At 33.7% G+C, this 25,973-nt stretch carries 24 protein-coding genes; 21 read left to right on the top strand and 3 right to left on the bottom strand.

The window, feature by feature from the left end; all coding sequences use genetic code 11:
- Window positions 1-44 precede the first annotated feature (44 nt).
- The 21 genes from CJF12_RS15870 (at window position 45) to CJF12_RS15770 (ending at window position 19,412) form a co-directional block, all read left to right on the top strand.
- Window positions 45-3,695, top strand: coding sequence for an MMPL family transporter (locus CJF12_RS15870; RefSeq protein WP_034685920.1), 3,651 nt, complete (start codon window positions 45-47; stop codon window positions 3,693-3,695).
- Between the two features lie 45 nt (window positions 3,696-3,740).
- Window positions 3,741-4,655 carry a hypothetical protein gene (locus tag CJF12_RS15865; protein ID WP_034685919.1) on the top strand — a complete coding sequence of 305 codons (915 nt, stop codon included), beginning with the start codon at window positions 3,741-3,743 and terminating at the stop codon, window positions 4,653-4,655.
- Between the two features lie 3 nt (window positions 4,656-4,658).
- Window positions 4,659-5,798: a beta-ketoacyl-ACP synthase III gene (locus CJF12_RS15860; protein WP_034685918.1), complete on the top strand. Its 1,140-nt coding sequence runs from the start codon at window positions 4,659-4,661 to the stop codon at window positions 5,796-5,798.
- A complete protein-coding gene (locus CJF12_RS15855) occupies window positions 5,798-6,229 on the top strand; it encodes a hypothetical protein (protein ID WP_034685916.1) in 432 nt (143 codons plus the stop codon). The genes CJF12_RS15860 and CJF12_RS15855 overlap by 1 nt, the downstream gene beginning before the upstream one ends.
- 5 nt (window positions 6,230-6,234) lie before the next feature.
- Window positions 6,235-6,678 carry an ABC transporter permease gene (locus CJF12_RS15850; protein WP_034685914.1) on the top strand — a complete coding sequence of 148 codons (444 nt, stop codon included), beginning with the start codon at window positions 6,235-6,237 and terminating at the stop codon, window positions 6,676-6,678.
- A gap of 7 nt (window positions 6,679-6,685) precedes the next feature.
- Entirely contained in the window at window positions 6,686-7,090 is a 405-nt protein-coding gene (locus CJF12_RS15845; protein ID WP_034685913.1) for a hypothetical protein, read from the top strand.
- On the top strand, window positions 7,090-8,085 hold the full coding sequence (locus CJF12_RS15840; RefSeq protein ID WP_034685912.1) for a BtrH N-terminal domain-containing protein: 996 nt from the start codon (window positions 7,090-7,092) through the stop codon (window positions 8,083-8,085). Before CJF12_RS15845 ends, CJF12_RS15840 begins: the two co-directional genes overlap by 1 nt.
- 2 nt (window positions 8,086-8,087) lie before the next feature.
- Window positions 8,088-8,846 (top strand): ABC transporter ATP-binding protein, encoded by a 759-nt coding sequence (locus CJF12_RS15835; RefSeq protein ID WP_034685911.1) that lies wholly within the window; start codon window positions 8,088-8,090, stop codon window positions 8,844-8,846.
- The gene (locus tag CJF12_RS15830) at window positions 8,833-10,101 is read left to right on the top strand and encodes an ABC transporter permease (protein ID WP_034685909.1); all 1,269 of its coding nucleotides are present in this window, start codon (window positions 8,833-8,835) and stop codon (window positions 10,099-10,101) included. The genes CJF12_RS15835 and CJF12_RS15830 overlap by 14 nt, the downstream gene beginning before the upstream one ends.
- Window positions 10,091-10,519: an acyl-CoA thioesterase gene (locus tag CJF12_RS15825; protein ID WP_034685907.1), complete on the top strand. Its 429-nt coding sequence runs from the start codon at window positions 10,091-10,093 to the stop codon at window positions 10,517-10,519. Before CJF12_RS15830 ends, CJF12_RS15825 begins: the two co-directional genes overlap by 11 nt.
- Window positions 10,516-11,676, top strand: coding sequence for a beta-ketoacyl synthase N-terminal-like domain-containing protein (locus CJF12_RS15820; RefSeq protein ID WP_034685906.1), 1,161 nt, complete (start codon window positions 10,516-10,518; stop codon window positions 11,674-11,676). The genes CJF12_RS15825 and CJF12_RS15820 overlap by 4 nt, the downstream gene beginning before the upstream one ends.
- A 10-nt stretch (window positions 11,677-11,686) precedes the next feature.
- A complete protein-coding gene (locus CJF12_RS15815) occupies window positions 11,687-12,226 on the top strand; it encodes a 3-oxoacyl-ACP synthase (RefSeq protein ID WP_034685905.1) in 540 nt (179 codons plus the stop codon).
- Window positions 12,227-12,328: 102 nt separating this feature from the next.
- Window positions 12,329-12,586 (top strand): phosphopantetheine-binding protein, encoded by a 258-nt coding sequence (locus CJF12_RS15810; RefSeq protein ID WP_034685904.1) that lies wholly within the window; start codon window positions 12,329-12,331, stop codon window positions 12,584-12,586.
- A gap of 3 nt (window positions 12,587-12,589) precedes the next feature.
- On the top strand, window positions 12,590-13,789 hold the full coding sequence (locus tag CJF12_RS15805; RefSeq protein ID WP_034685903.1) for a beta-ketoacyl-[acyl-carrier-protein] synthase family protein: 1,200 nt from the start codon (window positions 12,590-12,592) through the stop codon (window positions 13,787-13,789).
- Window positions 13,786-14,847, top strand: coding sequence for a beta-ketoacyl synthase N-terminal-like domain-containing protein (locus tag CJF12_RS15800; protein ID WP_034685901.1), 1,062 nt, complete (start codon window positions 13,786-13,788; stop codon window positions 14,845-14,847). The genes CJF12_RS15805 and CJF12_RS15800 overlap by 4 nt, the downstream gene beginning before the upstream one ends.
- Before the next feature lie 552 nt (window positions 14,848-15,399).
- Entirely contained in the window at window positions 15,400-16,155 is a 756-nt protein-coding gene (locus tag CJF12_RS15795; RefSeq protein ID WP_034685898.1) for a polysaccharide deacetylase family protein, read from the top strand.
- Window positions 16,148-16,771, top strand: a complete 624-nt coding sequence (locus tag CJF12_RS15790) for a LolA family protein (protein WP_034685896.1) — start codon at window positions 16,148-16,150, stop codon at window positions 16,769-16,771. Before CJF12_RS15795 ends, CJF12_RS15790 begins: the two co-directional genes overlap by 8 nt.
- Window positions 16,737-17,369 carry a hypothetical protein gene (locus CJF12_RS15785; RefSeq protein WP_051887333.1) on the top strand — a complete coding sequence of 211 codons (633 nt, stop codon included), beginning with the start codon at window positions 16,737-16,739 and terminating at the stop codon, window positions 17,367-17,369. Before CJF12_RS15790 ends, CJF12_RS15785 begins: the two co-directional genes overlap by 35 nt.
- 3 nt (window positions 17,370-17,372) lie before the next feature.
- The gene (locus CJF12_RS15780; protein WP_034685895.1) at window positions 17,373-17,753 is read left to right on the top strand and encodes a hotdog family protein; all 381 of its coding nucleotides are present in this window, start codon (window positions 17,373-17,375) and stop codon (window positions 17,751-17,753) included.
- Entirely contained in the window at window positions 17,750-18,235 is a 486-nt protein-coding gene (locus tag CJF12_RS15775; protein WP_034685894.1) for a hypothetical protein, read from the top strand. Before CJF12_RS15780 ends, CJF12_RS15775 begins: the two co-directional genes overlap by 4 nt.
- 4 nt (window positions 18,236-18,239) lie before the next feature.
- On the top strand, window positions 18,240-19,412 hold the full coding sequence (locus CJF12_RS15770) for a DUF2062 domain-containing protein (protein WP_034685893.1): 1,173 nt from the start codon (window positions 18,240-18,242) through the stop codon (window positions 19,410-19,412).
- Window positions 19,413-19,427: 15 nt separating this feature from the next.
- Here CJF12_RS15770 and CJF12_RS15765 read toward each other — a convergent pair whose 3' ends face one another.
- The 3 genes from CJF12_RS15765 to CJF12_RS15755 are packed head-to-tail and all read right to left on the bottom strand — an operon-like array spanning window position 19,428 to window position 25,892.
- Window positions 19,428-21,629 (bottom strand): peptidase domain-containing ABC transporter, encoded by a 2,202-nt coding sequence (locus tag CJF12_RS15765; RefSeq protein ID WP_034685891.1) that lies wholly within the window; start codon window positions 21,627-21,629, stop codon window positions 19,428-19,430.
- A gap of 5 nt (window positions 21,630-21,634) precedes the next feature.
- Window positions 21,635-22,843 carry a lanthionine synthetase LanC family protein gene (locus CJF12_RS15760; protein WP_051887332.1) on the bottom strand — a complete coding sequence of 403 codons (1,209 nt, stop codon included), beginning with the start codon at window positions 22,841-22,843 and terminating at the stop codon, window positions 21,635-21,637.
- Entirely contained in the window at window positions 22,815-25,892 is a 3,078-nt protein-coding gene (locus CJF12_RS15755; RefSeq protein WP_084675668.1) for a lantibiotic dehydratase, read from the bottom strand. The genes CJF12_RS15760 and CJF12_RS15755 overlap by 29 nt, the downstream gene beginning before the upstream one ends.
- Window positions 25,893-25,973: the final 81 nt, after the last annotated feature.

Genomic DNA, 25,973 nt, shown 5'->3' with positions numbered 1-25,973 from the left:
TAATACTTAAAAAATTAAATTTGCAATCTTGATTTTGTAATGCGATGCATCGTTTTTTTATATTTCTATATTATTTAATTTCTAAAAACAAACTCCTCACTATATTATTTACAGTAGGAACAGCCCTCATATGTCTATTTTTTGCATCAAAAATCAATTTTGAGGAAGACATTAATCAGATTATTCCTAAAAGTGAAAAGTCCGATCTCACAGCAAAAGTCCTCAAGCAACTCAACTTTTCTGATAAAATTATTGTTATCATAGAAAATAAATCTACTGAAGATAATTTCCAATTATCTGAAACAGCTGATTATTTTTTAGAAAAAATTACCCCATTACAAAAATACATTGGTTCCATTCAGGGAAAAGTCAACGATGATGAAATCTCAGAAACATTTGATTTTATCAATAGGAACCTACCTTTATTACTGGACGAAAATGATTATAAGGAAATCAGCCAAAAGCTACAGAAAGATAGCATTGCCCAACAGGTAGAAAATAATTATATATCATTGGCAGCGCCCACGAGTCTTGTTACTAAAGAGTTTATAAAAAAAGATCCACTTGGAATTACTTTTTTAGGCATTAAAAAACTTAACGCACTCAATATTAGTAAATATTTTAAGCTGGAAGACAATTATATCATTACTAAAGACGGGAAGAACCTATTGCTTTTTATTGATCCTAAAAATAAAAGTAACGATACCAAAAACAATGAGTTTTTTGTCGATCAGCTCAATGAAATAAAAGATAACATCAATAAAAAGTTTAAAGGAAAAACAGAAGTAAGCTACTTCGGATCACCAGTGATAGCTGTTGCCAATGCTGAACAGATTAAAAAAGACATTCAGAACACAGTGATGATCTCCATGACTGTGCTTTTGATATTACTTATTTATTATTTCAGAAACTTATTTACTCCTATTATTGTTTTTCTTCCTACCGTAGTCTCCGTTTTGTTAGCCTTGCTGATATTGTATTTTATTAAAGATAAGATTTCAGCAATATCATTAAGCGTAGGCGCCATTTTAATTGGGATTACCATAGATTATGCCCTTCATATTCTTACTCATTATAAACACAACAACAATATTGAGGAACTTTATAAGGAAATCACACAGCCTATTATTCTAAGTAGTGCCACTACGGCTGTTTCTTTTTTGTGTCTTATTTTCGTGAGATCAGAAGCCCTAAAAGATTTAGGACTATTTGCATCCATAACAGTAATACTGTCTTCCATTTCAGCTTTAATCATTGTCCCTCAGCTCTATCATCCAAAGGTAAAAGATGAAAAAATTAATACAAACTTTATTGACAAGATAGGTTCTTATCAGTACGAAAAAAACAAGCCACTCATCATTGTCTGCTCATTAGTTATAATTGCTTGCTTATTCGGATTCAGACACGTTGGCTTCAATGAAGATATTGGTGATTTAAACTATATTCCCAAAGACTTAAAAATCAGTGAAGCAAAGCTTCAAAAGCTTTCCGATATCACTTCTAAATCAATATATACTATTTCTTATGGAGATTCAGAAGATGAAGCATTAACCCGGAATTCAGAACTGAGCAAATTTTTAGAAAAAGAAAAGAAGCAAGGGAAAATTTTAAGCTATAATTCTTTAGGAAACGTGGTATTATCTGAAAAAGACCAGCAGAAAAAGATTAAAAGCTGGAATGAGTTCTGGGACACCAATAAAAAAAACAATACTATATCAGAACTTATTGCCAATGGTAATAAATTCGGATTTAACGACAGCGCTTTCAATCAATTCAATGAACTTTTAAATAAAAATTACTCAACATTAGATCTGAAAGATTATGAAAAAGTAAAAGCCTTGCAGGTTTCCGAATTTTTAAGTCAAGAAAAAGGATTCTATACCATTTCAAATATCGTTAAGGTTGACGAGAATAAAAGAGATGCATTCATTAAAGATGTAGAAAAAGAGCATGATGCTTTAGCAATCGATCGCCAGCAGATGAATGAAACTTTTTTAGGACTGCTTAAAAAAGATTTCAACACCCTGATCAATTATTCGTTACTGGCTATCATTCTTACCATTATCGTTTTTTTCAGAAATTTTGAATTGACGATTCTCACGATGTTTCCAATAGTTTTAACAGGGGTAGTAACTGCTGGAATTTTATATTTTTTAGGACTAGAACTCAATATTTTCAGTACTGTAGTCTGCACTCTAGTTTTCGGAGTTGGAGACGATTTCAGCATATTCCTTACGAAAGCCATGCAAAAGGAGCATACTACCGGAAAAAATGAACTTCCTACGTATAGGACTTCAATCATTCTGGCCGTTTTTACAACCATTCTCTCTATCGGTTCATTAATCTTTGCAAAACATCCTGCTTTGCATTCTTTAGCACTGGTTGCCTTAATAGGAATGTTTTCAGTAATTATTATTACCTCAACATTATATCCTTTTTGGTTCAGACTCTTAATTACCAACAGAGCCAAAAAAGGCCTTTCACCTATTACATTAAGACTATTCTTACATTCAGTTTTATCTTTTGTGTACTATGGACTTGGAGGAATTCTATTCTCTCTTTTCGGGAGCATTTTTGTTAGAAAGGCAAAAGGAAACACTTTACGATATATCAAAATATTCATTGCAAAATTCCTAACGTCTGTTTTATACACGAATTCTTTTGTAAAAAAGACCATTATTAAGAATCCCAAAGAAAATTTTAGCCAACCCGCTATTATCATTTCCAATCACACTTCTTTTCTGGATACCCTTGCCATTGCAATGACTCATTACAAAATTATATACCTGGTGAATGATTGGGTATACAACTCACCTATTTTTGGTCGTATTGTAAAAGCAATGGGTTTCTATCCCGTATCCCAGGGGATAGAAAATGGAATCGATCAACTAAAAGAAAAAGTGAAGCAGGGCTATTCTTTAGTAGTCTTCCCGGAAGCGGAACGCTCATATACCAATGATATAAAAAGATTTCACAAAGGTGCTTTTTATCTTTCCGAACAACTCAATATGGATATTGTTCCGGTTTATATCCATGGAAACTCTCAAGTTCTGCCTAAAGGTGATTTCATCATTTATGACGGAAGCATTACTATAAAAATAGGAGATCGGATCCATAAGGAAGATCATACATTTGGAAACACCTATTCTGAGAGAACAAAAAAAATCAATGCTTTCTTCAGAGAACAATTTTCAAAGCTAAGAAGCGAGTTGGAAGATGAAAATTATTTTAAAAAGAAATTATTTCTAAGCTTCCTTTATAAAGAGGCAGAAATCGTAGAACGTGTAAAAGAAGATTTTAAGAAAAACAAATCTGTTTATTTTGAACTGAATAAACACATTCCTAAAAATGCTACTATTCTTCATATTGCTGATGATTATGGCCAGACAGATATTTTGCTAACCCTTCAGGAAGCAGATAGAAAAATTTTCAGTTTAATAAGTGACCTGGAGAAACAGCAAGTGGCAAAGCATAATTATTTGGTAAAAAGAAGAAAATTAAACTACATTAATGATATTTCAGAGATCAATAAGGATGTTGGTATACTTTTAGTTTCCAATGAAAACTATGATATAAACAGCATTGACAAACTTCCTGAAATCATTATTTTCATGAACACTAAAAACATATCGCTCCAAAATAGCGATTACAATTCATATTTTATTTCAGAATCAATAAAAATATACAAGAGATAACTGATAAATATTAAAAGTATATTTTTGTAATCAATAAAAATTTTCATGCAGAAGAACATACTTGTCTTATATTATACGCAAACGGGTCAATTGGAAGACATTGTAAAAAATATAGCCCAACCTTTTGAAGACAAAAAGGATGAATTCGCTGTGACCTATTACAACATAAAGCTGAAGGAAGACTTCCCTTTTCCATGGCCAAGTGATGTTTTCTTTAATACCTTTCCGGAATCTTATTTACAGATTCCGAGAGAAATAGTTCCACCTCCTGAAGAAGTGTTAAATAAAAAGTTTGACTTAATCATATTCGGATATCAGGTTTGGTATCTGACTCCTTCCATTCCTATTATTTCCTTTTTGAAGAGCGGCTACGCAGAAAACATTTTAAAAGACACCCCAGTCGTTACTGTTTCAGGAACCCGTAATATGTGGATGTTATCACAGGAAAAGCTTAAGGTTTATTTGAAAAATCTTAATGCAAAACTTGTCGGAAATATTGCATTGGTAGATAGGCATGATAATTATACCAGTGTATTAACTATTTTACGCTGGCTGACCACCGGTAAAAAAGAAAAATCCGGATTGCTACCCGCCGCAGGAATTTCAGATAAAGAGATTTCAGGAGCAGGAAAATATGGAGAGATTATTAAAAGACATTTTGAAGATAATGATTGGCAAAATCTTCAACCTGACCTGGTAGAAAATGGAGCAGTAGAAATCAGGCCATTTCTTGTGAGAGTAGAAAAAGTGGGAAATAAAATCTTCACCGTTTGGTCCAACCTCATTATCAAGAAAAAAGAAAAGCGACCATTGCTGATAAAATTCTTTAAGGTATATTTGATGGCAGCAATATGGATTATCTCGCCTATCGTTTTGGTCTTTCATATACTATTGGCACCAATTTTAAGATCTAAAAGGCAGAAACAAAAAAAATATTTACAAGGAATAAATTTAAAATAAGAGATGAAAGACGTATTTATAACCAAAGCTTCAACATACTTACCCAATGAGCCGGTTTCTAATGATGAAATGGAAAGTTATCTTGGTTTGGTCAACGACACACCTTCTAAAGCAAGGGCTTTAATCTTAAGAAATAATCAGATTAAGACAAGATATTATGCATTAGAGAAAGGCGGAAAAATCACTCACACCAATGCACAAATTACGGCAAAAGCTGTAGAGGGTCTTTTCGATGAAAGTTTCACAAAAGAAGATATACAGTTATTATCTTGTGGAACTACCTCGGCAGATCAAATCCAGCCATCTCATTCTTCGATGGTTCATGGTGAGCTAAATATTGGAAAGTCAATAGAAATCAATACATCGACAGGACTTTGTAATTCCGGGATGAATGCTTTTAATTACGGATTCCTTTCTGTAAAAGCCGGTGTACGCGACAACGCTGTATGTGTAGGTTCAGAAAGATTCTCAGCATGGATGACTGCAGATAAATTTAATCATGAAGCGGAGAATCTAAAACTATTGGAAGAAAGACCCATCATTGCTTTTAAAAGGGAATTCCTGAGATGGATGCTTTCTGATGGTGCCGGTGCATTATTATTAGAGAATAAACCAAGAGAAAATAGCATCTCTTTAAGAGTAGAGTTTATTGACTTTTACTCTTATGCTCATGAAATTGAAGCATGTATGTATTCAGGTTGTGAAAAACAAGAAGATGGAAGCTTAAAATCATGGGCCGACTATCCTTCTGATGAATGGTTAAAACAATCTTTATTTGCCTTAAAACAAGATACAAAACTTTTAGATCAGTATATATTGGTAAAAGGAGCAGAAAGCTTAAGAGCTTCTTTTGACAAGCATCAGCTGGACCCTGAAAAAATAGACCATGTATTGGCACACATTTCTTCAGGCTACTTTAAAAATGGACTTAAGGAAGAATTTGCTAAAAAGAGCATGGATTTCCCATGGGAAAAATGGTATTATAACCTTTCGGAAGTGGGTAACATCGGAGCCGGCTCTATCTTTATTGCTTTGGAAGAACTGATGAATTCAGGAAAGTTGAAAAAAGGAGAAAAAGTACTTCTTTGTGTTCCGGAGAGTGGAAGGTTTGCTTATTCATGTGCCTTACTAACGGTGTGCTAATGGAGAAGAATCTGCCCATATCCGATAAAGATTTTATTGAAAGCCTGATCCCGCAAAGGCATCCTTTTGTAATGGTACATGAACTTACAGAGTATTCTGAAAGTCATCTGGTTTCAGGTTTTATAATAAAACAAGAGAATATTTTTGTTCAGAACGGAACTTTTCAAGCTTCTGGATTAATAGAGCACCAAGCACAGAGTGTGGCATTACATACAGGTTACAAATATTATTTGCTAGGGAAAGAAGCCCCTACAGGTTATATTGGAGCCATTAAATCTTTCGATGCCGAAATGCTTCCGAAAGTTGGAGATCTTCTGAAAACAGAGGTTACCATTCTCAATGAAGTAATGGGAGTTACATTGGTCAACTGCATTACTAAATTAAATGATGTGGTAATAGCAAACTCTCAAATGAAAACGGTTGTAAAATAATTGTAATGAAATTAAAGGAAGACGACATCATCAATATACACCATTATTTACCTCATCGCGAACCCATGCTGATGGTAGATTATATTTTGGAATTGACTGAAGAAAAAGTCGTAACTTCCTTTAAGATAACCGACGATAATATTTTCGTTCACAATAACAAACTCGTGGAAGCTGGATTAATAGAGCATTCGGCACAGACCTGTTCGTCTATTTTAGGACAAAGCTTTTTCGAAGGTCCCGATATCGAAACAAAAGTGATCGGTTTCATCACCAATATCAAAAAGATTGAAATCTTTTCATTACCTAAAGTAGGTGATGAAATCACGTCAAGGGCTTCGCTTATTTCTCAATATGAAAACATTTGTAATATTTTCTGTGAAACTTTTAATCACGATGAGTTAATAATAAGGGCCGAAATCAATTTGTTTATTCAAAAAGTACAACAATAAGTAAACGATGAAAAAACAAGATCTTCCTCAGGATGAAAGTAATCTAAAATCAGCAAATATGACGGAAGTCGTATATGTTACTGATGAGAATGACAATTATACTACAGCAAACAGCATAGGCTGGGAGGCTAAAAAGCTGGCGCTGGATGAATCCATGGCTCTGATTAATGAAAGAATAGAAGAAGCCAGACAAAATGTAGCCAACCATATCGTAAGCCCTATTATTTATTTCATGGAACTGAATAAAATGGACTTAGCTGTACTTTCTGCTTATGTTGGAATGTGGCAATGGCGGGTGAAAAGACATACAAAACCAAAAATATTTAAAACACTAAGCGATACTGTGCTGAAGAAATATGCGGATGCATTTGGAATCACAGTGGCGGAATTAAAAAATTTCGACGGAAAATAATGAAATTGAATTTTGAACACCATCAAACAGCTCATTGTGAAAACGGTGTTGCTTCTAATTTACTACGCTACAAAGGTATAAAGCTAAGCGAACCTATGATCTTCGGAATTGGTTCCGGATTATTTTTCGTGTATCTGCCTTTTCTAAAAGTTAATTTTGCTCCAGGTTTCAGCTATCGTCCGATGCCCGGTGCTATTTTTAGTAAAGCGGCAAAGAGACTGGGCATTAAAATTAAGAGACAAAAGTTTTCAAATCCTAGAGATGCTCAAGCAGCGTTAGAAAAAAATCTGGAAAATAATATTCCTACCGGTCTTCAGGTGGGAGTTTTTAACCTTACTTATTTTCCGGAGGAATATAAATTTCATTTCAATGCACACAATCTTGTAGTGTATGGTAAAGAAGAGGGAAGATTTCTCATCAGTGACCCTGTAATGGATTATGTCACTTCGCTCTCTGAAGCAGAACTGGAAAAAGTAAGATATGCCAAAGGAGCTCTGCCTCCGAAAGGACATATGTACTTTCCTGTTTACATCCCTGAAAATATCAATGTAGAAGAAGCCATCAAAAAAGGAATTAAGGACACTTGCAAAAATATGCTGGCTCCGGTTCCTCTTATCGGAATAAAAGCAATGAGATGGGTGGCCAGAAGTATTCCGAAGTGGGCTGAAAAAAAGGGAACAAAGGTTACCAATCATTATCTGGGGCAACTGATAAGAATGCAGGAAGAAATAGGAACTGGCGGTGGTGGTTTCAGATTCATTTACGGAGCCTTTTTACAGGAAGCCGCAGACATCCTTAAAAATGATCAGCTGAGAGAGCTTTCAAAAGAAATTACAGCAATAGGAGATTTATGGAGAGATTTCGCAGTGGATATTGCCCGCGTTTATAAAAACCGGAACTCAAAGAGTAATATCTATCAGGAGCTTTCAAAGTCTATGCTTCATATCGCAGACTTAGAAGAAGCTTTTTACAAAAAACTGAGAAAAGCGATCTAGCAATGGCAGAGCATATTATTGAAATCAAGAATCTATATAAGAAATATAAAAATTCTGATGAGTTTTCAGTCAATGATATTTCTTTGAATATAAGCAAAAATGAAATCTACGGAATTCTTGGCCCAAATGGTGCTGGAAAAACTACTTTGATTTCTATGCTTTCAGGGCTTATAAAACCTAGTTCAGGACATTTTACTATTAATGGATTATCCCCTAAAAAAGATAGTTCTAAAATAAAACAGATTATAGGTATTGTTCCACAGGAATATGCGTTATATCCAACCCTGACTGCAAAAGAAAATTTACTGTTTTTCGGAAGCCTATACGGATTAAAACATAAAACCCTTCACAAAAGCATTGATGAATCGCTAGAAAGAATGGGTTTATCTAAATTTGCAGATAAAAAGGTAGAACAATTTTCGGGAGGAATGAAACGTCGATGTAACCTCATCGCCGGAACACTTCATAACCCTAAAGTTCTTTTCCTGGATGAACCAACAGTCGGAGTAGATGTTCAATCTAAAAAAGTAATCATCGATTTTCTTCAGGAGCTCAATAAAAATGGCACGTGCATTATTTATACTTCCCATCATCTTTCGGAGGCAGAAGAATTTTGCACAAAAATTGCCATTATAGACAAAGGAAGAATTCATGCTGTAGGAAGCCCGGAAGAGCTCGTTACACAAATTGCCACCGCTGAAAACCTGGAAGACGTTTTCATTTCACTAACCGGAAAAGAACTAAGAGATGTTGTTGTATAAATTGTGGAGAAGCTTTATCAAGGAAATTCTTTTATTAAAAAGGGATATTGGAGGCATTGTAATTATTTTCGTAATGCCTTTATTGCTCATTGTTACGATTACCCTGATTCAGGATTCTACCTTTAAAAATCTTGAAGGTTCAAAAATACCTATTATTTTTGTTGATAATGATCAATCTGATGTTTCTCAAAATATCAAAAAGGAACTGGAAAACAGTAAAACGTTCCAACTCCTAACCCATTATAATGAAAAATCAGCACAAAATGCTGTTTTCTCCGGAGAATATCAGATGGCTATTGTTATTCCAGAAAACTTAACCAAGGACCTGAATTCCAATATTGATTCTAAAGTTCAGACGATTGTCAGTTCATTTGGATTGGAAACCGATTCTGCCTCTACAAAAAAAACAATTTCAAAAACTAAGGAAATTCATCTTTATTTTGATCCCGCAACTAATGCAGGGTTTAAAAATTCTGTCATGAACTCCGTCAACAAAATGGTTTTCGAAATTGAAAATAAAAAGATTTACAAGGCTTTTCAGGAGCAACTCGGAACCACAGAAAATTTGGAAGAAAATAAGAACCTGATCAGTTTCAAAGAAATTACCCCGACCAAAGGAAATATAGAAATTATTCCCAATTCTGTCCAGCATAATGTTCCTGCGTGGACACTTTTTGCTATATTTTTCATTGTTGTTCCGTTATCCATTAATTTAGTAAAAGAAAAAAGCCAGGGAACCAGTGTAAGGGTCAGAGTGAGTCCAACTCCTTATTATATTCATATTTTAGGTAAAACGTTCACCTATCTTATCATCTGTATTATCCAGTTTTTACTTATGGTAGCTGTTGGAATGTATCTTTTCCCTTATATGGATCTACCGGCTTTTGATGTGACAGGAAAAATGTTCTATCTTATTATTGTAACCTTATTTGCCGGACTGGCTGCCATAGGATTTGGAGTTCTTTTAGGAACAATTGCAGACACTCAGGAACAGTCTGCCCCATTCGGCGCCACTTCCGTGGTTGTTTTGGCGGCAATAGGTGGAATCTGGGTTCCTGTATTCCTTATGCCAGAATTTATGCAGCATGTTGCTAAGTTCTCTCCGATGAACTGGGGATTAAATGCTTATTATGATATTATTTTAAGAAATAGTGGAATTACTGATATAGCGAAAGAGCTTATTTTATTATTTTTATTTTACATCGCTATGGTCACAATTTCTATTTTTTACGAAAGGAAACAAAATGCAGTCTAAAGAAAAAAATATTAGCTTTTCTGAGGAAATCAGAGTAAGATTCAATGAAACAGATCCTTTGGGAATTGTCTGGCATGGGCATTATATTGCCTATTTTGAAGATGGAAGAGAGGCATTTGGGAGAGCGCATGGATTATCTTATCTTGATATCCAGAAAGCCGGCTACCTGACCCCTATTGTAAAAAGTACCTGCGAACATTTCCTGCCTTTAAAATATGGAGAGACTTTCAGAATAGAAACTACTTTTGTTAATTCTGTGGCAGCAAAACTGATTTTCAAATATGAGCTATTCAACCAGGATAATAAACTGGTTTGCAGTGGTGAGACGATCCAGGTATTTTTAGACAGTGATGGAAATCTTTGTTTATACAATCCTGTGTTTTTTCAAGAATGGAAAGATAAAATGAAACTATCATGATGAAGGAGGTTTATATTACGGACTACAACTGCGTCACTCCCCTGGGAATGAACGTAGCTGAAAATTGGAGTGCTTTACTGCAAAATCAATCCGGAATTGTGCTGCATTCAATTATTGAGAATCAGGAAGCAGTCTATGCGTCCATGATGGATACAGAAAAATTAGAAACAGCCTTCTCCAATAACTTTTCTGAGTTGAATTTTACACGATTAGAAAAGATGTTTCTGTTATGTTTAAAACCATTAGTTGAGAGGCATACCATTACCCATAACACTGCATTTATCCTCTCTACTACAAAAGGAAATATTAGTCTGTTAAAAAATCAATCTGGCTTACCGGAAAGCGTTTTTCTTTCTGCCTTAGCACAGAAAATTGCTGATTTTTTTGGATTTAAAACAAAGCCTATTGTTGTTTCCAATGCCTGTGTTTCAGGAGTAATGGCAATCGGGGTTGCAAAAAATTTAATCCAGTCAGGAAATTATAATGATGCATTTGTCATTGCCGGAGATGAGATCACTGAGTTTGTCATCTCGGGTTTTAATTCTTTTCAGGCTATAGGACCAGAGCCTTGCCAGCCTTATGATAAGAACCGTAGCGGAATTAACATTGGGGAAGCAACCGCTGCAGCTTATATAACAGGAGACCAATACACAGGACAACCTGACGAAGCAGTTTCACAAAACGAAAAATTTAGGTTTAAAATTTTGGGAGACTCGGCTATTAACGATGCCAATCATATTTCCGGACCCTCAAGAACAGGAGACGGACTGTATGCAAGTATTAAAAATGCAATGACAGAGGCTCAACTGAATGCAGAAGAGATTGATTTCGTTTCTGCCCATGGAACAGCTACGATTTATAATGATGAGATGGAAGCAATTGCTTTTAACAGGATGGAACTGCAGAATATCCCTTTGAATAGTATGAAAGGATTTTATGGGCATTGTTTAGGTGCCTCCGGCTTACTGGAAAGTATTATTTCGATGGAAAGTGCTTTACACAACACGCTTCTTCCTTCTAAAAACTTCAAGGAAACAGGAGTTTCACAGCCATTACATATTATTAAGGAACAACAACCTGCAGAAATTAAATATATTTTAAAAACAGCCTCAGGCTTTGGAGGATGCAATGCTGCTATTGTTTTAGAAAAATGTTAACCCGGAAAAAATGAAGAAAATAGCCGTTTGCACCATACAAAATTCCAAAATAACCCTTAATGAAAAGGTCGTTTTCTCAAGTCAGGATATAACATTCCAAGAGTTTGCCAAAGAAGCTTACAAGAGTCTTGATCTCAACTATCCTAAGTTTCATAAAATGGATTCATTAAGTAAACTTGCCTTTTTATCTGCTGAGATGATTTTAAAAAATCAGGACAAAACCAGAACGGCGTTGGTTTTTGCCAACAGGTCATCAAGCTTAGATACTGACTTTAAATACCAGGATAGTATCAATTCAAAAGAAAATTATTTTCCAAGTCCTGCCGTCTTTGTTTATACATTACCTAACATCTGTGTAGGAGAAATAAGCATCAGACATCAGATGCAGACCGAAAATGCTTTTTTTGTTCTGGATGAATTCGATGAAAGTTTTTTAAACAATTATGCACAACAAATATTAGACACCCGAAAAGCCGAAAAAGTACTATGTGGCTGGGTAGAACTATATCAGGAAAGTTACAAAGCTTTTGTATATTTGCTCACATTATAAATGGTACCAATGTACCAATACTAGATGCAGTGAAGTAATCATTGGTAAACTGGTATATTGATATATTCTTTATTGATATATTGTCATATTAAAATTAATATTATGGAAGATTTAAAATTAGAATTAAAGCACAAAATCATAGAAGTTCTTAACCTTGAAGATGTTTCTATTGAAGAAATAAAAGATACAGACCCTTTATTTGGTGGCGGATTAGGATTAGATTCTATTGATGCTTTAGAACTTATCGTCCTTTTAGATAAAGACTATGGAATAAAATTATCCGATCCTAAAAAGGGAAAAGAGATTTTTCAATCCATCGATACGATGGCAAAATTCATTGAAGAAAACAGAACAAAATAATTAATGGGTCATAAAGTTGCCATAACAGGGATGGGCATTATTTCTTCCATTGGAAACAATGTGGAGGAAAATTTTATTTCATTACATTCCGGAAAACACGGGATCTCAGATATTCAATTATTTGAAACCCGACACGCCGGAAAAATAAAAACTGGTGAAATAAAAAAGACCAACAAAGATCTTATACAGCAACTTCACTTAAGTGAAGATAATAGTTTTACAAGAACCACTTTATTAGGAATGGTTGCTGCAAAAGAAGCGGTAGAAAATGCGAACATTTCAGATATCAACTCCTGTAGAACAGGCTTAATTTCGTCTACCAGTGTAGGAGGAATGGATATTACTGAAAAGTATTTCTATAATTATGAAGACTTCCCTGAAAAGCAAAAATATATTGACTCTCATGATGCCGGAAATTCCTCATTAGCCATTGCAGACTTTTTAGGCTTGAAGGGAATGGTTTCGACTATAAGTACAGCCTGTTCTTCTGCTGCAAATGCTATTATGATGGGAGCAAAACTTATTAAAAACGGAGTTTTAGACCGGGTAATCGTAGGGGGCACAGATTCTTTATCCAAGTTTACTCTTAACGGATTTAACACTCTTATGATTCTTACTGATTCTTATAATACTCCTTTTGATCAGAACAGAAAAGGATTGAACCTTGGAGAAGCTGCTGCTTTTCTGGTATTGGAGTCTGATGAAGTTGTTAAAAAGGAAAATAAAAAGGTTCTTGCTTACCTTTCAGGTTACGGAAATGCTAATGATGCGCACCATCAGACAGCATCATCGGAAAACGGACAAGGCGCTTATCTGGCTATGCAACAAGCTTTAAAAATTTCCGGCATTCAAAAAGACGAAATAGACTACATCAATGTTCATGGAACGGCAACTCCTAATAATGACCTGTCTGAAGGAATTGCCATGATCCGGATTTTCGGTGAGGGTAATGTTCCTGAATTCAGTTCTACAAAGGCATTTACTGGGCACACTTTAGCGGCGGCCGCAGGAATTGAGGCTGTCTACTCTATTCTGGCGATACAACGCAATGTAATATTTCCGAATTTGAATTTTAAAACTCAAATGGAAGAATTTGATTTGACTCCTGTTACTGAACTAAAAGAAAAAAATATCAATCATGTACTTTCCAACTCATTTGGGTTTGGAGGAAATTGTTCAACTTTAATTTTTTCAAAGTCATGAGTTCAGTTTACATCAACAGCGCTTCCTGTATTTCTGCTCAGGACACTTTAAACGAAGAATTTTTTCATCATCTGAAACCTGAAAACTCAGCTCAGATTATAAAAGCAATTGATCCCAATTACAAGGAATTCATTCCTCCTACAATGATCAGGAGAATGTCTAAAACTGTAAAAATGAGCACCGTTGCCGCTCAATATGCCTTAAAAGAAGCGGGCGTTGAAAAACCAGATTCTATTATTGTAGGAACAGGAATGGGATGTTCTCAGGATTCCGAAAAGTTTTTGAAAAATGTTATTGAAAATAATGAGGAATTTTTAACTCCTACTTATTTCATTCAATCTACTCATAATACAGTTGCCGGCCAGATCGCGTTGGGCCTGCAATGCCATGGATATAACTTCACTTATGTGAACACTTCTTCAGCGTTAGAGTTTTCATTGTTAGATGCTAAGCTACAGATTACAGATGAAGAAGCAGAGCATGTTCTGGTTGGCTCTACTGATGAACAGACCGAAAGAACAATGGAGCTCTACGAATTACACAACATCATTAAGAAACCAGAAGATTTACCCTTTGACTTCTTGCATTCAGAAACAGGTGGGGTTCTATGGGGTGAAGGTGCCAGTTTCTTTGTCTTGGAGAAAAATCCAACAAAAAGCTCATATGCCCTGCTTAAGGATATACAAATCATTAATCAATTGGACCAGCATGATGTTCAGCATTTTATCAATGAGTTTTTAACAAAAAATAACCTCAAAGCTGAAAATATTGACACTGTTATTTTAGGATTTAGTGGTGATGCGAAATCTGATATGTATTACACCCATGCCATGGAAGTATTTACAGAATCTACGTTATTATATTACAAACATTTAAGTGGTGAATTTAATACTGCCAGCGGATTTTCTACTTTTATGGCCTGCCATATTCTTAAAAACCAACAGATCCCTGAGGCTATGATAATCAATTCAGTAAAAAGAGAAGATATCAAATATGTTCTTTTATATAATCATCTACTAGGATGTGACCATAGTTTGGTCTTGTTGGAGAAGGTTTAATAAAGCAGAGGACAAAATGGCAGAAAGGCGGAAGGGCCAAACTACTAAATGGCTAAATCATGGAGCTACTGAACTGCTAAATCGTAAATTTATAAATGCGAATAACGTTTGTCACCTTATCTGTTTACACATTAGTAATTAATTTAAATAAAGAAAAATGGCTAAAGAATAAGGTTGCTCTTTGTCATTCAGTAACGAAGCGAAAGCGGAGTGGAGGAATCTCAACATAGTTTAAGCTCATCAGTTTAAAGGTTTTGATTTTATTGCTTTGTTTAGATTCTTTCAGAATAACAAAGATTGAGGATAGGCATGTCATCAGAATAAGGATGATAAGTCTTTGAAGATAGTTTAAGAATGGAATAATTTCGACGAAAGAGTAATTTCCTAATTTCTAAAATAATGTTTAATTTTTTAAATTAAACATTAAGTTTAGAGTTAAGTTATGAAGACTATTAAGTTTAGATTCTTTACTGAACTGCATTGCTAGCCTTTAACTTTTGCTTTGTGAAACAGATTAATAATATTAACTAAGAACTTTCAAAATAATAAAAGATGAAACATTACCTGTTTATTTTATTTTACCTGTTCTGTAATGTATTTATTTATGCATTTCACGGGACTTTCTGGGTATATTTGTTTTGTTTTTTGCTTTTTTCAGCGATTGTGGTCTGGGGTTCTTTTGATATTCAGCTAGGGTATTTTGTGAATAGCATTACTCATAAGCGAACAAGAGTCAAAGAAGTCGCACTCACTTTTGATGACGGACCAACAGCATTGACTCCCCAATTTTTAGACCTGCTTCAAGAGCACCAGATAAAGGCAACATTCTTTTGTATTGGAAAGCAAATTGAACAGTACCCGGAAACATTCAAAAGAATACTTGCAGAGGGGCATACCATAGGTAATCACACCTACTCCCATTCTCAATCGACCGGATTTTTATCCACATCAAAAATGACAGATGAAATTCAGAAATGTGATGATGTTATCCTGTCTGTCGGAAATACAGCAACCACTTTATACAGACCTCCATTTGGAGTAACCAACCCTTCCATAGCGAAAGCCATTAAAAGAACGGGTAAAAAAAGTATTGGTTGGAATGTCCGTTCATTAGACACTGTTATTGATGATGAAAAGAAGGTCTACAAAAGGATTATCAGGAGAATGAAACCCGGAAGCATTATCCTTCTGCATGACACTTCAGAAAAGACCTATCGTGTTTTGGTAGATTTATTGCATTTTTTAAAAGATAAAAAATATTCAACGTTTACCGTTGACTCAATTATAAAATCAAAGAAAAATGATTAAGAACATTGCTTTTGGAGCATTTTTATTCGTTTCAAGTATCTTTTATGCGCAAACTGCCATGACAGGACCTGAAGCAAAAACCTTTGTAACAAAGGTATCTTCGGAAACCCAGCAGATTAAAACATTGCAGAGCGATTTCACGCAAACAAAAAAAATGGATTTTTTAGACAAAAACATTGTTACTCATGGTAAAATGTCTCTGAAATCTCCCAACATGCTCAGCTGGAAGTATACAAAACCCTACCAGTACAGTATTGTTTTTAAAGAAAATAAAATATTTATCAATGATCAGGGGAAAAAATCTTCGGTTGATGCAAAAAGTAAAACTTTTGAAAAAATCAATAAATTAATTGTCGGAAGCTCTAATGGAAAAATGTTTACTGATCCTGAGTTCACGGTTACTTATTTTAAAAATGCATCATACAATATCGCCAGGTTCACTCCTAAATCTACACAACTATTAAAGTATATTAAACAAATAGAACTTTATTTCCCGAAAAATGAATCGACTGTTGCCCAAGTCAACATGCTGGAAGCATCAGGAGATACAACCAATATTGTTTTTAAAAATACCAAGATCAATGCACCGATTTCTGCCTCAGAGTTTTCTTTGTAGTATTCTTTTACTGCTACTATCCTGTAAAACCTATCAGCTTACAGATGTAAAGGCAATTCCAAACACAGAGAAAGCTGTCGAAAATCTATACTTTTCTTCAACTGAAGATTATGTATACAAATGCCAGATTGATATCTATAAAAACCACGTGAGCGGTTTACTGGTTATTAAAAAAATCAATGAAACAACACACCGTGTCGCATTAACCTCTGATTTTGGCAATAAACTGATCGACTTTGAAATCTCAGATCACGATTTTAAGATCAACTTTATCATCCCTGATTTAGATAAAAAAATTGTAAAAAACTTTTTAAGAAATGATTTTCAGCAACTTTTAAAACGAAAGTATCCGGTAAATGAAAGCTTTGAAAATAAAGATTCTAAAATTTACCTTTCTCAAACCGAGAATAAAAAGTATTATCTGTTTTTCAATAAAGACAATGGACTGCTCAATCAGATCATGTATACTAAAAACAATAAGCCGAAAATCAATTTTAATTTTGAAGCAAAAAAACATATATTCGCTGATAGTATTGATCTTCAGCACAAAGATTTTAAAATCAATATTAAGCTATTTCAAATAACAGAAACCGAATAACTGATGCAGACTATTCTTACAGATTTTTATACTTTACAATCATACGAAAAAGCTGAAAACGGGAGTTTCACAGCTCATATTACTTTAAACAAGGAGCATGACATTTTCAAAGGACATTTTCCGAACAATCCGGTCACCCCAGGAGTTTGTATGATGCAGATTGTAAAAGAACTTGCTGAGGAATTTACCGGTTCTTCATTATTTTTAAAGGCGGCTTCCAATGTTAAGTTTATGGCAATCATTAACCCTTTTGAAACTCCTGATTTAACATTGCAACTGGATATTAATGAAACTGAAGATGAGATCAAAGTAAAAAATACGACGGTATTTGGCGAGACAATTGCATTAAAAATGTCAGCACAATATAAAAGACAAACCTCATGAAATTGATCTTATCACTGATACCTGCATTCATGCTCTTCTTCCAGACTTCAGACTTAGAAGCTTTGAGAAACAGCTATGCAAAAGCCAATCAATCTAATGCTAATACACAAGCATTCATTACTATCGCTGAAAAACAATCTGCTTCAGACCCTGTTACAGTTGGATACAAAGCTGCAGCTCAAATCATGGAGGCGAAAGTAACTACGGAAAAAGGAAAGAGAAAAACTTTTGTAAAAACCGGAGCAACAAGTCTTGAGAATGTTATAAAAAATAACCCTAATACTATTGAATTGAGAGTAATCCGTTTAAGCGTTCAGGAAAACATTCCTAAAATTGTGGGATATCATTCAAGCTTAAAGGACGATAAAACATTTATTCTGAACAATTACAACAAACAGAATTCAGCATTAAAAAGCTATATTCAGAAATTTGCTGCACAGTCTAAAACCTTCTCGCCCGCAGAAAAAGCTTCATTAAAATAAAACAATGACCCTTCCTGAAGTACAAAATGCAATTTCCGAAAAGAAAGTTTGCATTTTAATCCCCACTTACAACAATGAGAAAACTCTGAAACGAGTTATTCAGGGTGTTTTGAATTACACTCCCCATATTATTGTTGTTAATGATGGCTCTACAGACTCAACGCTTCAGATATTAAGCCAATATTCTCAGATCACTATAGTTTCCTTACCGGAAAATAAAGGCAAAGGAAATGCTTTAAAAATGGGTTTCAGAAAGGCAAAGGAACTTGGATACCATTATGCTATAACCATTGATTCTGATGGGCAGCATTACCCTGATGACATTCCCGTTTTTGTTACTGCTTTACTTCATGATAAAGAAGATGTATTATTAATCGGGAACCGAAATATGTCTCAGGATGGAATTCCTAAAAAAAGCAGTTTTGGAAACCGCTTTTCCAACTTCTGGTTTTGGTTTGAAACAGGAATCAGATTAGAGGACACCCAATCCGGTTACCGTTTATATCCTTTATTGAAAATCCCTAAAAAATACTTTACTCCTAAATTCGAATTTGAAATCGAAATTATCGTAAGATCCGCATGGAGGCATGTTCCAGTCAAAAATGTTCCGGTCAAAGTATTATATGATCCTACAGAAAGAGTTTCCCATTTCAGACCTTTTAAAGACTTTACCCGGATCAGCATACTGAACACTATTTTAGTGGCCATTACTTTAGTGTATATTATTCCCAGAAACTTCATCAATAATTTCAGGAAGAAAAGTTTTAAAAAGTTCATTAAAGAGGACGTCCTGGAAAGCGATGGGAGTAATAGAACCAAAGCTTTTTCTATCGCTTTAGGAGTCTTTATCGGTCTATCTCCTTTTTGGGGATTTCAGACTTTGCTTGTTATTTCTCTCTCTGTTCTATTTAAGCTTAATAAAGTACTGGCTTTTATTGCTTCCAATGTAAGTCTGCCTCCTTTTATCCCTTTTATTATTGCCGCTTCTTTATTTATCGGCGCTCCTTTCGTACATGGTGAAAGCAATATTCTAGGTCAGGAATTAAATTTCGAACTGATAAAAAACAATCTTCTTCAATATGTTATCGGCAGTTTGATCTTGGCCACTACAATGTCTGCACTTTCCTGGATAGGTGTTTATCTTCTATTGAAAAAATTAAGTCCTGAGAATAATTAATTTAGGTCCATATTATTAACTTCCCAATTCCAATTGATTTTTTACTAAGTTATAATAAGCTGTCTTTTTATTAACCAGATCCTGATGCGTTCCTAATTCGATAATCTCTCCATCTTTCAAAACAACAATCTGGTCTGCATTTTTTACTGTGCTTAGACGATGAGCAACAACAATCACGGTTTTTCCTTTAAAGAAAGACTGAAGATTATTATGAATGACCTTTTCGTTTTCTGCGTCCAAAGCTGAAGTAGCTTCGTCAAATAAAATAAAATGCGGATTTTTATATACAGCTCTCGCAATTAGAAACCTTTGCTTTTGTCCGCCGGAAAGACCATTTCCTGCAGAACCTATTTTGGTTTTTAATCCCAAAGGAAGACTCTCAACAAACGATTTTATATTGGCCGTGATCATTGCTTTTTCTAATCTTTCATAATCAATATTTTCATCACTGGTTGCAATATTTCGTTCAATAGTATCAGAGAAAATATAGCCGTCCTGCATCACGACACCTGAGTTTCTCCTCAAATCTGCCGGTGAGATATCGTCAATATTATGATGGTTATAAAAGATATTTCCGGAAATCGGTTCATAAAATTTCAAAAGCATTTTCATCAATGTCGTTTTTCCGCTTCCGCTTTCTCCAACAATTGCAGTCACTTTCCCATCTGGGATAAAAAGATTAATATCTTTCAAAACAAAGCGAGATTGTGGTCCTTCATATTGATAAGAAACATTTTTAAAATAAATTCCTTTTTCAATACTGTTTTGGTGGGTATATCTTTCATGCATTAACGGGAGATGCGATTCGTTTTCTTCTTCAGGATGATTTTGAACTTCATTTAGCCTTGATAAACTAAGCTTGGCATCTTGTAAGGTTCTAAAAAAAGTAACAAGTTGATTAATCGGAGAATTCATTTGTCCTATTATATAAGAAACACTTAAAAGCGCACCAATTGTCATATGTCCTTTGATCACAAAGTAGGCAGCAAGGAATGTTACAATGATATTTTTAAGTTGGTTGAAAAATTCAAAACCTGAAAGCTGAATCTGATCCAGTTTTAGGATACGCATGTTTATTTTTAATAATTTATGTTGGATTTTTTCCCATTCAGTTCTCTTATAGTTTTCAAAATCATTCAGTTTCATTTCAGAAACCCCGTTGATCATTTCATATATAGATTCCTGATTTTCACTACGTTGTTGAAATCTAATATAATCCAGAATTTTTCTCTTTCGCATCCAGATTAATGACCAGGCTACAGAAAACGACGTTAAAATAATATAAACTAAAAGTATCTGAAAACTGTAAAACCATAATATTCCAAAAAATACTGAGAAAGTAATAACCGAAAAGATGATCGGCAAGCTTTGAGAAGTCAAAAAGATCTCTATTTTATCGTGATCTACAATACGTTGATTAAAATCTCCTTTTAGTTTTGAATCAAAAAATTTGATGGGTAGTTTCAATAGTTTTTTAAGGAAATCTGAGAGAATCTGAATATTAACTTTAGTTCCTACTGTAAGAGTAATCCAGTTTCTGACTACTTCAAAAATAATATTTCCAAAGAAAAATGCCAATTGACCTAATAAAATATAAATAATAACATTTAAATCTTTTTTAACAACTCCTTCATCAATCAGTTTCTGAGTCAAAATAGGGAAAGTAAGCGTTGTAATTGTTCCTAACAATAATAGCAAGAACATCCAGTAAATTTTACCTTTGTGAGGCTTCAGGTAAGGAAAAATGGTTTTGAACGAAACTTCTTTTTCTTCCGGAGATTCATAATTAAAAAATTCGTCTGTAGGTTCCAGAAAAAGAATAATCCCTTGGTTATCATCGGAATACCATGACTGTTTTAATTTATCCTCCGAAAGCGTTATGAAACCGTGCCCAGGATCTGCAATTTTATAGGACTTTTTTCTTGTAAAAAAGTTAGTCGAAATTTTATTTAAAACCACAAAATGGTTTTGGTTCCAATGAATAATGGCAGGAAGAAGATCATTGTTAATCCCTTCAATATCCGTTTTTGCAGGTAATGTTTCAATACCTATACTTTCAGCAGCTTCTTTGATACCCAATAAAGAAACTCCTTCTCTGGTTATAAAACTTTTATCACGTAAAAATTGCATCGACATAGGGTTTCCATAATGATTTGAAATCATAGAAAGACACGCCGGACCGCAATCCATCTGATCGTATTGAGCAACAAATTTCATAGCTTTTAAATTCCTATTAATAATAATTCATTTATTGAAGGTAAGTGGGAAGACTGTGACTGCATCAGGCGGATTCCCATCCCGCTGATACCCCATGCAAAAGAATATTTTGCACTTTCGTTCTTATCATCTTTAAAACCATATACAAAATCATTGTCTGAAGTTCTGTATGTCAAAATTTGATTGTTCCAATAATTGATGGTCTTTTCGTATATATTTTGTTTTTTTTCTCCCGAGAAATACTCAAAAATATATCCTATTCCTGAAGCTCCATACAATATCCCTGTGTCATAGGTAAATAAGGGTTCCTGATCACGCAGACTCGTTGTATAGATCATTTCATCAATGTCTTTTTGATATGTTGTATTTTCTAATATTTGATTGGCATTAAATAAAGAATATAGCACTCCCAAGTCTCCATAGCACATGGACAATTGTGTTTTTCCTGTTATTTCCGTAGTGAAAGCTTTGTGAGGAAAATATCCGTCAACATAGTCTCTTTTTCTTTCAAAAATAAAATTGACCGCTTTATTCAGCCATATTTTCTCTTCTTTATTTTCGGAGTTGATTACACTCAGCTTATACAGTTTTGACCAAAAGTTAATCATCATTGCAGAACCATGAGAAAGTCCTAGATAAACCTGATCCATATAAGATGGAGATACCCAATAAATTTCGTTTTCACTAAGGTGAACCGATGCTTTTTTTGAACTTTCATAGATTCTTTCAAGATTTCTGAAAGAAACTTCATCTTCACCATTTGAATAATATAATTTATTAAGAAAAAAATAGGCGCTTGATAAAGCTCCGCTGAAAAAATCATAATCTTTTCGTTTCATATCTTCAACGACTAAAACCTGAAGGGTCTCACTGATTACGTCATAATAAGAACTAAAATCATAATCATAATTAAATTTGTTCTCAATAAAAAGCAGTCCCTTTCCAAAACTTGCGATGACATTCGACAATGAATCTCCTGTATATTTTGGTACAAACTCGTCTTGTTCAGAAATTGCAGAGATCAGGTTGATTGACTTTTCAACCATTTCTTCGGCTTTATACAGATATTGATCGTCGTTAAAATATTGATGGCAGAAATAGTAAAAGATTGCTACTCCCATCGTTCCTCCTTCTACAGTGGGTTCATTGAAGGTATATTTTTCTTTTTCTACAATAGAAATAATCTTATTGAGCACATTCTTTATAGGGTCCATTTCTTAAAAATTTAGATTTATAACTTTGAAATAAAAAAAAGTAAATTAAAAGTTCATACATTCTGGGTTTTGTATAAAAAAACCTGTTTAAAGACATATGGATACAACTTCTCAAAAAACGGATATTGGATTCTTCTGATATATTTCGTTTTTCTTCAAGCAACTTTCTTATCCTGAGACTTCTTGTTTCAAATGGTTGTATATAGCTTTCAATGCTTGATAGATTTTTATTCTGAATAATCTCATCAAAAAAAGATCTATATTGTCTGTATTGAGTGTCAATTGAAGTTTTAAAATCTTTAGAATATATTTTATTTGATGTATCTACGAATTCAGGTAAGAATTCCTGATAAAGATTTTTAAAAATATTCACTCTTTCATCTATCGAGATATTAAAATCATCCAAAAGCAGATCAATTGAAGCCGCGGAAGTCATCCACCGAATATTTTCATTATCATCAAATTCGATGATTTCCAAAAAGTCAGCTATTGCCTGGCTATCATAAGAAAACAGCTTTTCGGCGTCATCAATTCCAAAACTTGCATATCTTTCGATCTCTCTTTTATAGGAATCAATCTGAATTTTAGTAATCAGTTTTTCATCAATAAATGCTTGTGTATATTCATTCATTTTCTGAATCAAGGTCTTATCCAGTCTTTTATTAATTCTGAATCTGATGTGATTATCCGGATCACCGTATCGTATGAAAAACCATTTTTCAAGAGCACTTTCTGAAGATAGATCTTTGATTAAAGGTTTTATAACCTCTGTAATTACTCTGTCTCCTGTTTTGTGACTGCAATACAATTTAAAATAACTCCACTCTCCTCCCGGGTAAAAATACCTTTCCTCTTGCTGAATTTGGGGTTGAGCTACTTGAAAATCACGCCTTTTTTCTTCGTTAACTAATGGAATGATAAATTCTCCTACATATTTTTTGTTATCATTCCTGATAATAGAGGATTCAATAAAAGATTCATATAAGGTAATGTCCTTTTTGCTGAGTTTTGAGATTAATAATTGAATAGATATGTCATTTTCTGTATCCAAAAGCAAAACGTTATCTAATTCTTTGATATTACAATATTTAGGAACTCTATTTTCTTGTAAATAAGCTCTAAGTGTGGTATTATTATATTGTTTTTTTCTCAGTTTCCATCTTGCTTCCGAAAGGATAATTTCTTTATATTCAATCCTTGGCAGATAATTATTGTCTGATAATGCTCCCCAGTCCCACGCGAACCCTCTGTAAACATTATAATATTGTATATCTCCCAGAAATCTTATAATGGAAAGCTGATCTATATGATAGTTATAAGCTGTTGACATTACAGGTTTTATTCTTTTATTTAAAGATTTCGACCTTAAAATAACCTCATTATTTCTAATGCTTACCATGATATCGTCGATATTGATTTTCGGTTTATCCCCTTTGGTTTCTGAGATATAAGGTATTTCGTATGGATAAAAATTAGGTCTTAATAAAACATTTCCTACTCTGTCACTGGAAGAATTGACAACTTCAGCATAGATCATATCGTCAGAGTCACTTTGTAATTTCTCGATCTTAGATCTTAAAACCTCATCATGATAAGAAAACCTAGACAAGACAGTATTGAAATTAGGTGCCGGCAATGAAGCTCTATTAAAAAATTTAAAATTATGCTCATTAATATCTTCATCATTGTTTACCAGAATATTCCCGAAAAGATAATAAGTATCATGCAATTCATTAATTGGCTGATTGATTGAAGAGATATTGATATCGTCTTCTGTTAACCTTATTGGATTTCCATTATTATTAGAAAAATAGTCAACATATTTACATAGAACAGTTTTTAAAATACGTGAAATATTATATGACTCATTATTCTTATATGAAAAAGAAACATCCTGAAGTAATGGCGTTTCTTCCACATTTCCGCTGATTTGCAAACCGTAGCCAACGCCTAACTGGGGATCTAAAGCTTTGCTTAATTCAACTTCTTCATCTTCAAATTTTTCATAAAATTTTCTACGAAATGTATTAATATCTTCAACAGGTCTATTAATGGCGATGCCATTTAGTTCGTGAGTAGCCTGAGTAATTTTATTAATGATTTTATCATTAATTTGATTCTTTTGGAGGTTTAGTTTAAGATCAACCTGAAGAAGTTGGAGGTTTTCGTTGAGAATATCTCGGTTTTTCTCATAAATAGAATCAATTCTTTCTATATCAATCGTATTTCCCGTACTGATTTCTTCTATATCTTTAATAATTTCTGATTTCCCATAATCTATTTTATATGATTTTAATTGTTGTTCAAGCTCGATAACAGGATTATTAATATCTGTTAAATATGGTGGTAATCTATCAACAAGGATTTTATTTTGAAAAAGAAAACTGATAAAAGCATCAATATCTTCTTCAGAAGCTTCTTTTTCCTCAAGATGAATTATTTGTGTTAATTCTGTATATCCTATTCCATTTTTAGAGACTTCTAAAATTTTCTCTAATAGAGCAGTGGTATCAATTTCCGAGATTGAATAATTATAGTTTTTATCCCATTCAATATATCGAATAATATTGTTGAGATTATATATTGTATTATTGGGGAAGTAAAGAATTTTTTTTGCATTATCATCATGATGAATAATAGAATCCTTTATTTTTCTCAGTGCCAATAAATCTATTCTGATTTTAGGATCCAAATAGTTTTCTTTAAACTCTATTTGGGTATTTTCACTCGAAATATTTCCAGATGAAAATCCGGCGAACAATCCATATGGTGTTGCTCTGGAACATATTCTGGAATAATATTTATAAAGTGTAAGTAGAACTTTTTCTTCAGTATTAAAAGATATATTTTCATTTTGCAACCATTGAACAGCTACTGTATAAAAATATCGTGAAGACAAATACACTGCTTTTAAGAACAGCTCATCCTTAAACATCTTTTTGACTGACAGAAGATCTCTCTGTTGTATATAGCTGTTGAGTTCGGCTAAATGATTAACAGAAAAGCTGGGCATTCTCAAAAGAAAAAAATCGGTTGATTTTAGTAACATATCTAGAATATCTGAATGATTAAAAGACTAAAAGAAATGATGATCATTAAAGCCCTTAGGCTTACATAAATGATCTCTACA

The sequence above is a fragment of the Chryseobacterium piperi genome (assembly GCF_002285635.2).
GTDB classification, from domain to species: domain Bacteria; phylum Bacteroidota; class Bacteroidia; order Flavobacteriales; family Weeksellaceae; genus Chryseobacterium; species Chryseobacterium piperi.
The sequence above is the reverse complement of the archived record's forward strand: the minus strand, read 5'-3'. Positions and strand labels throughout refer to the sequence as shown.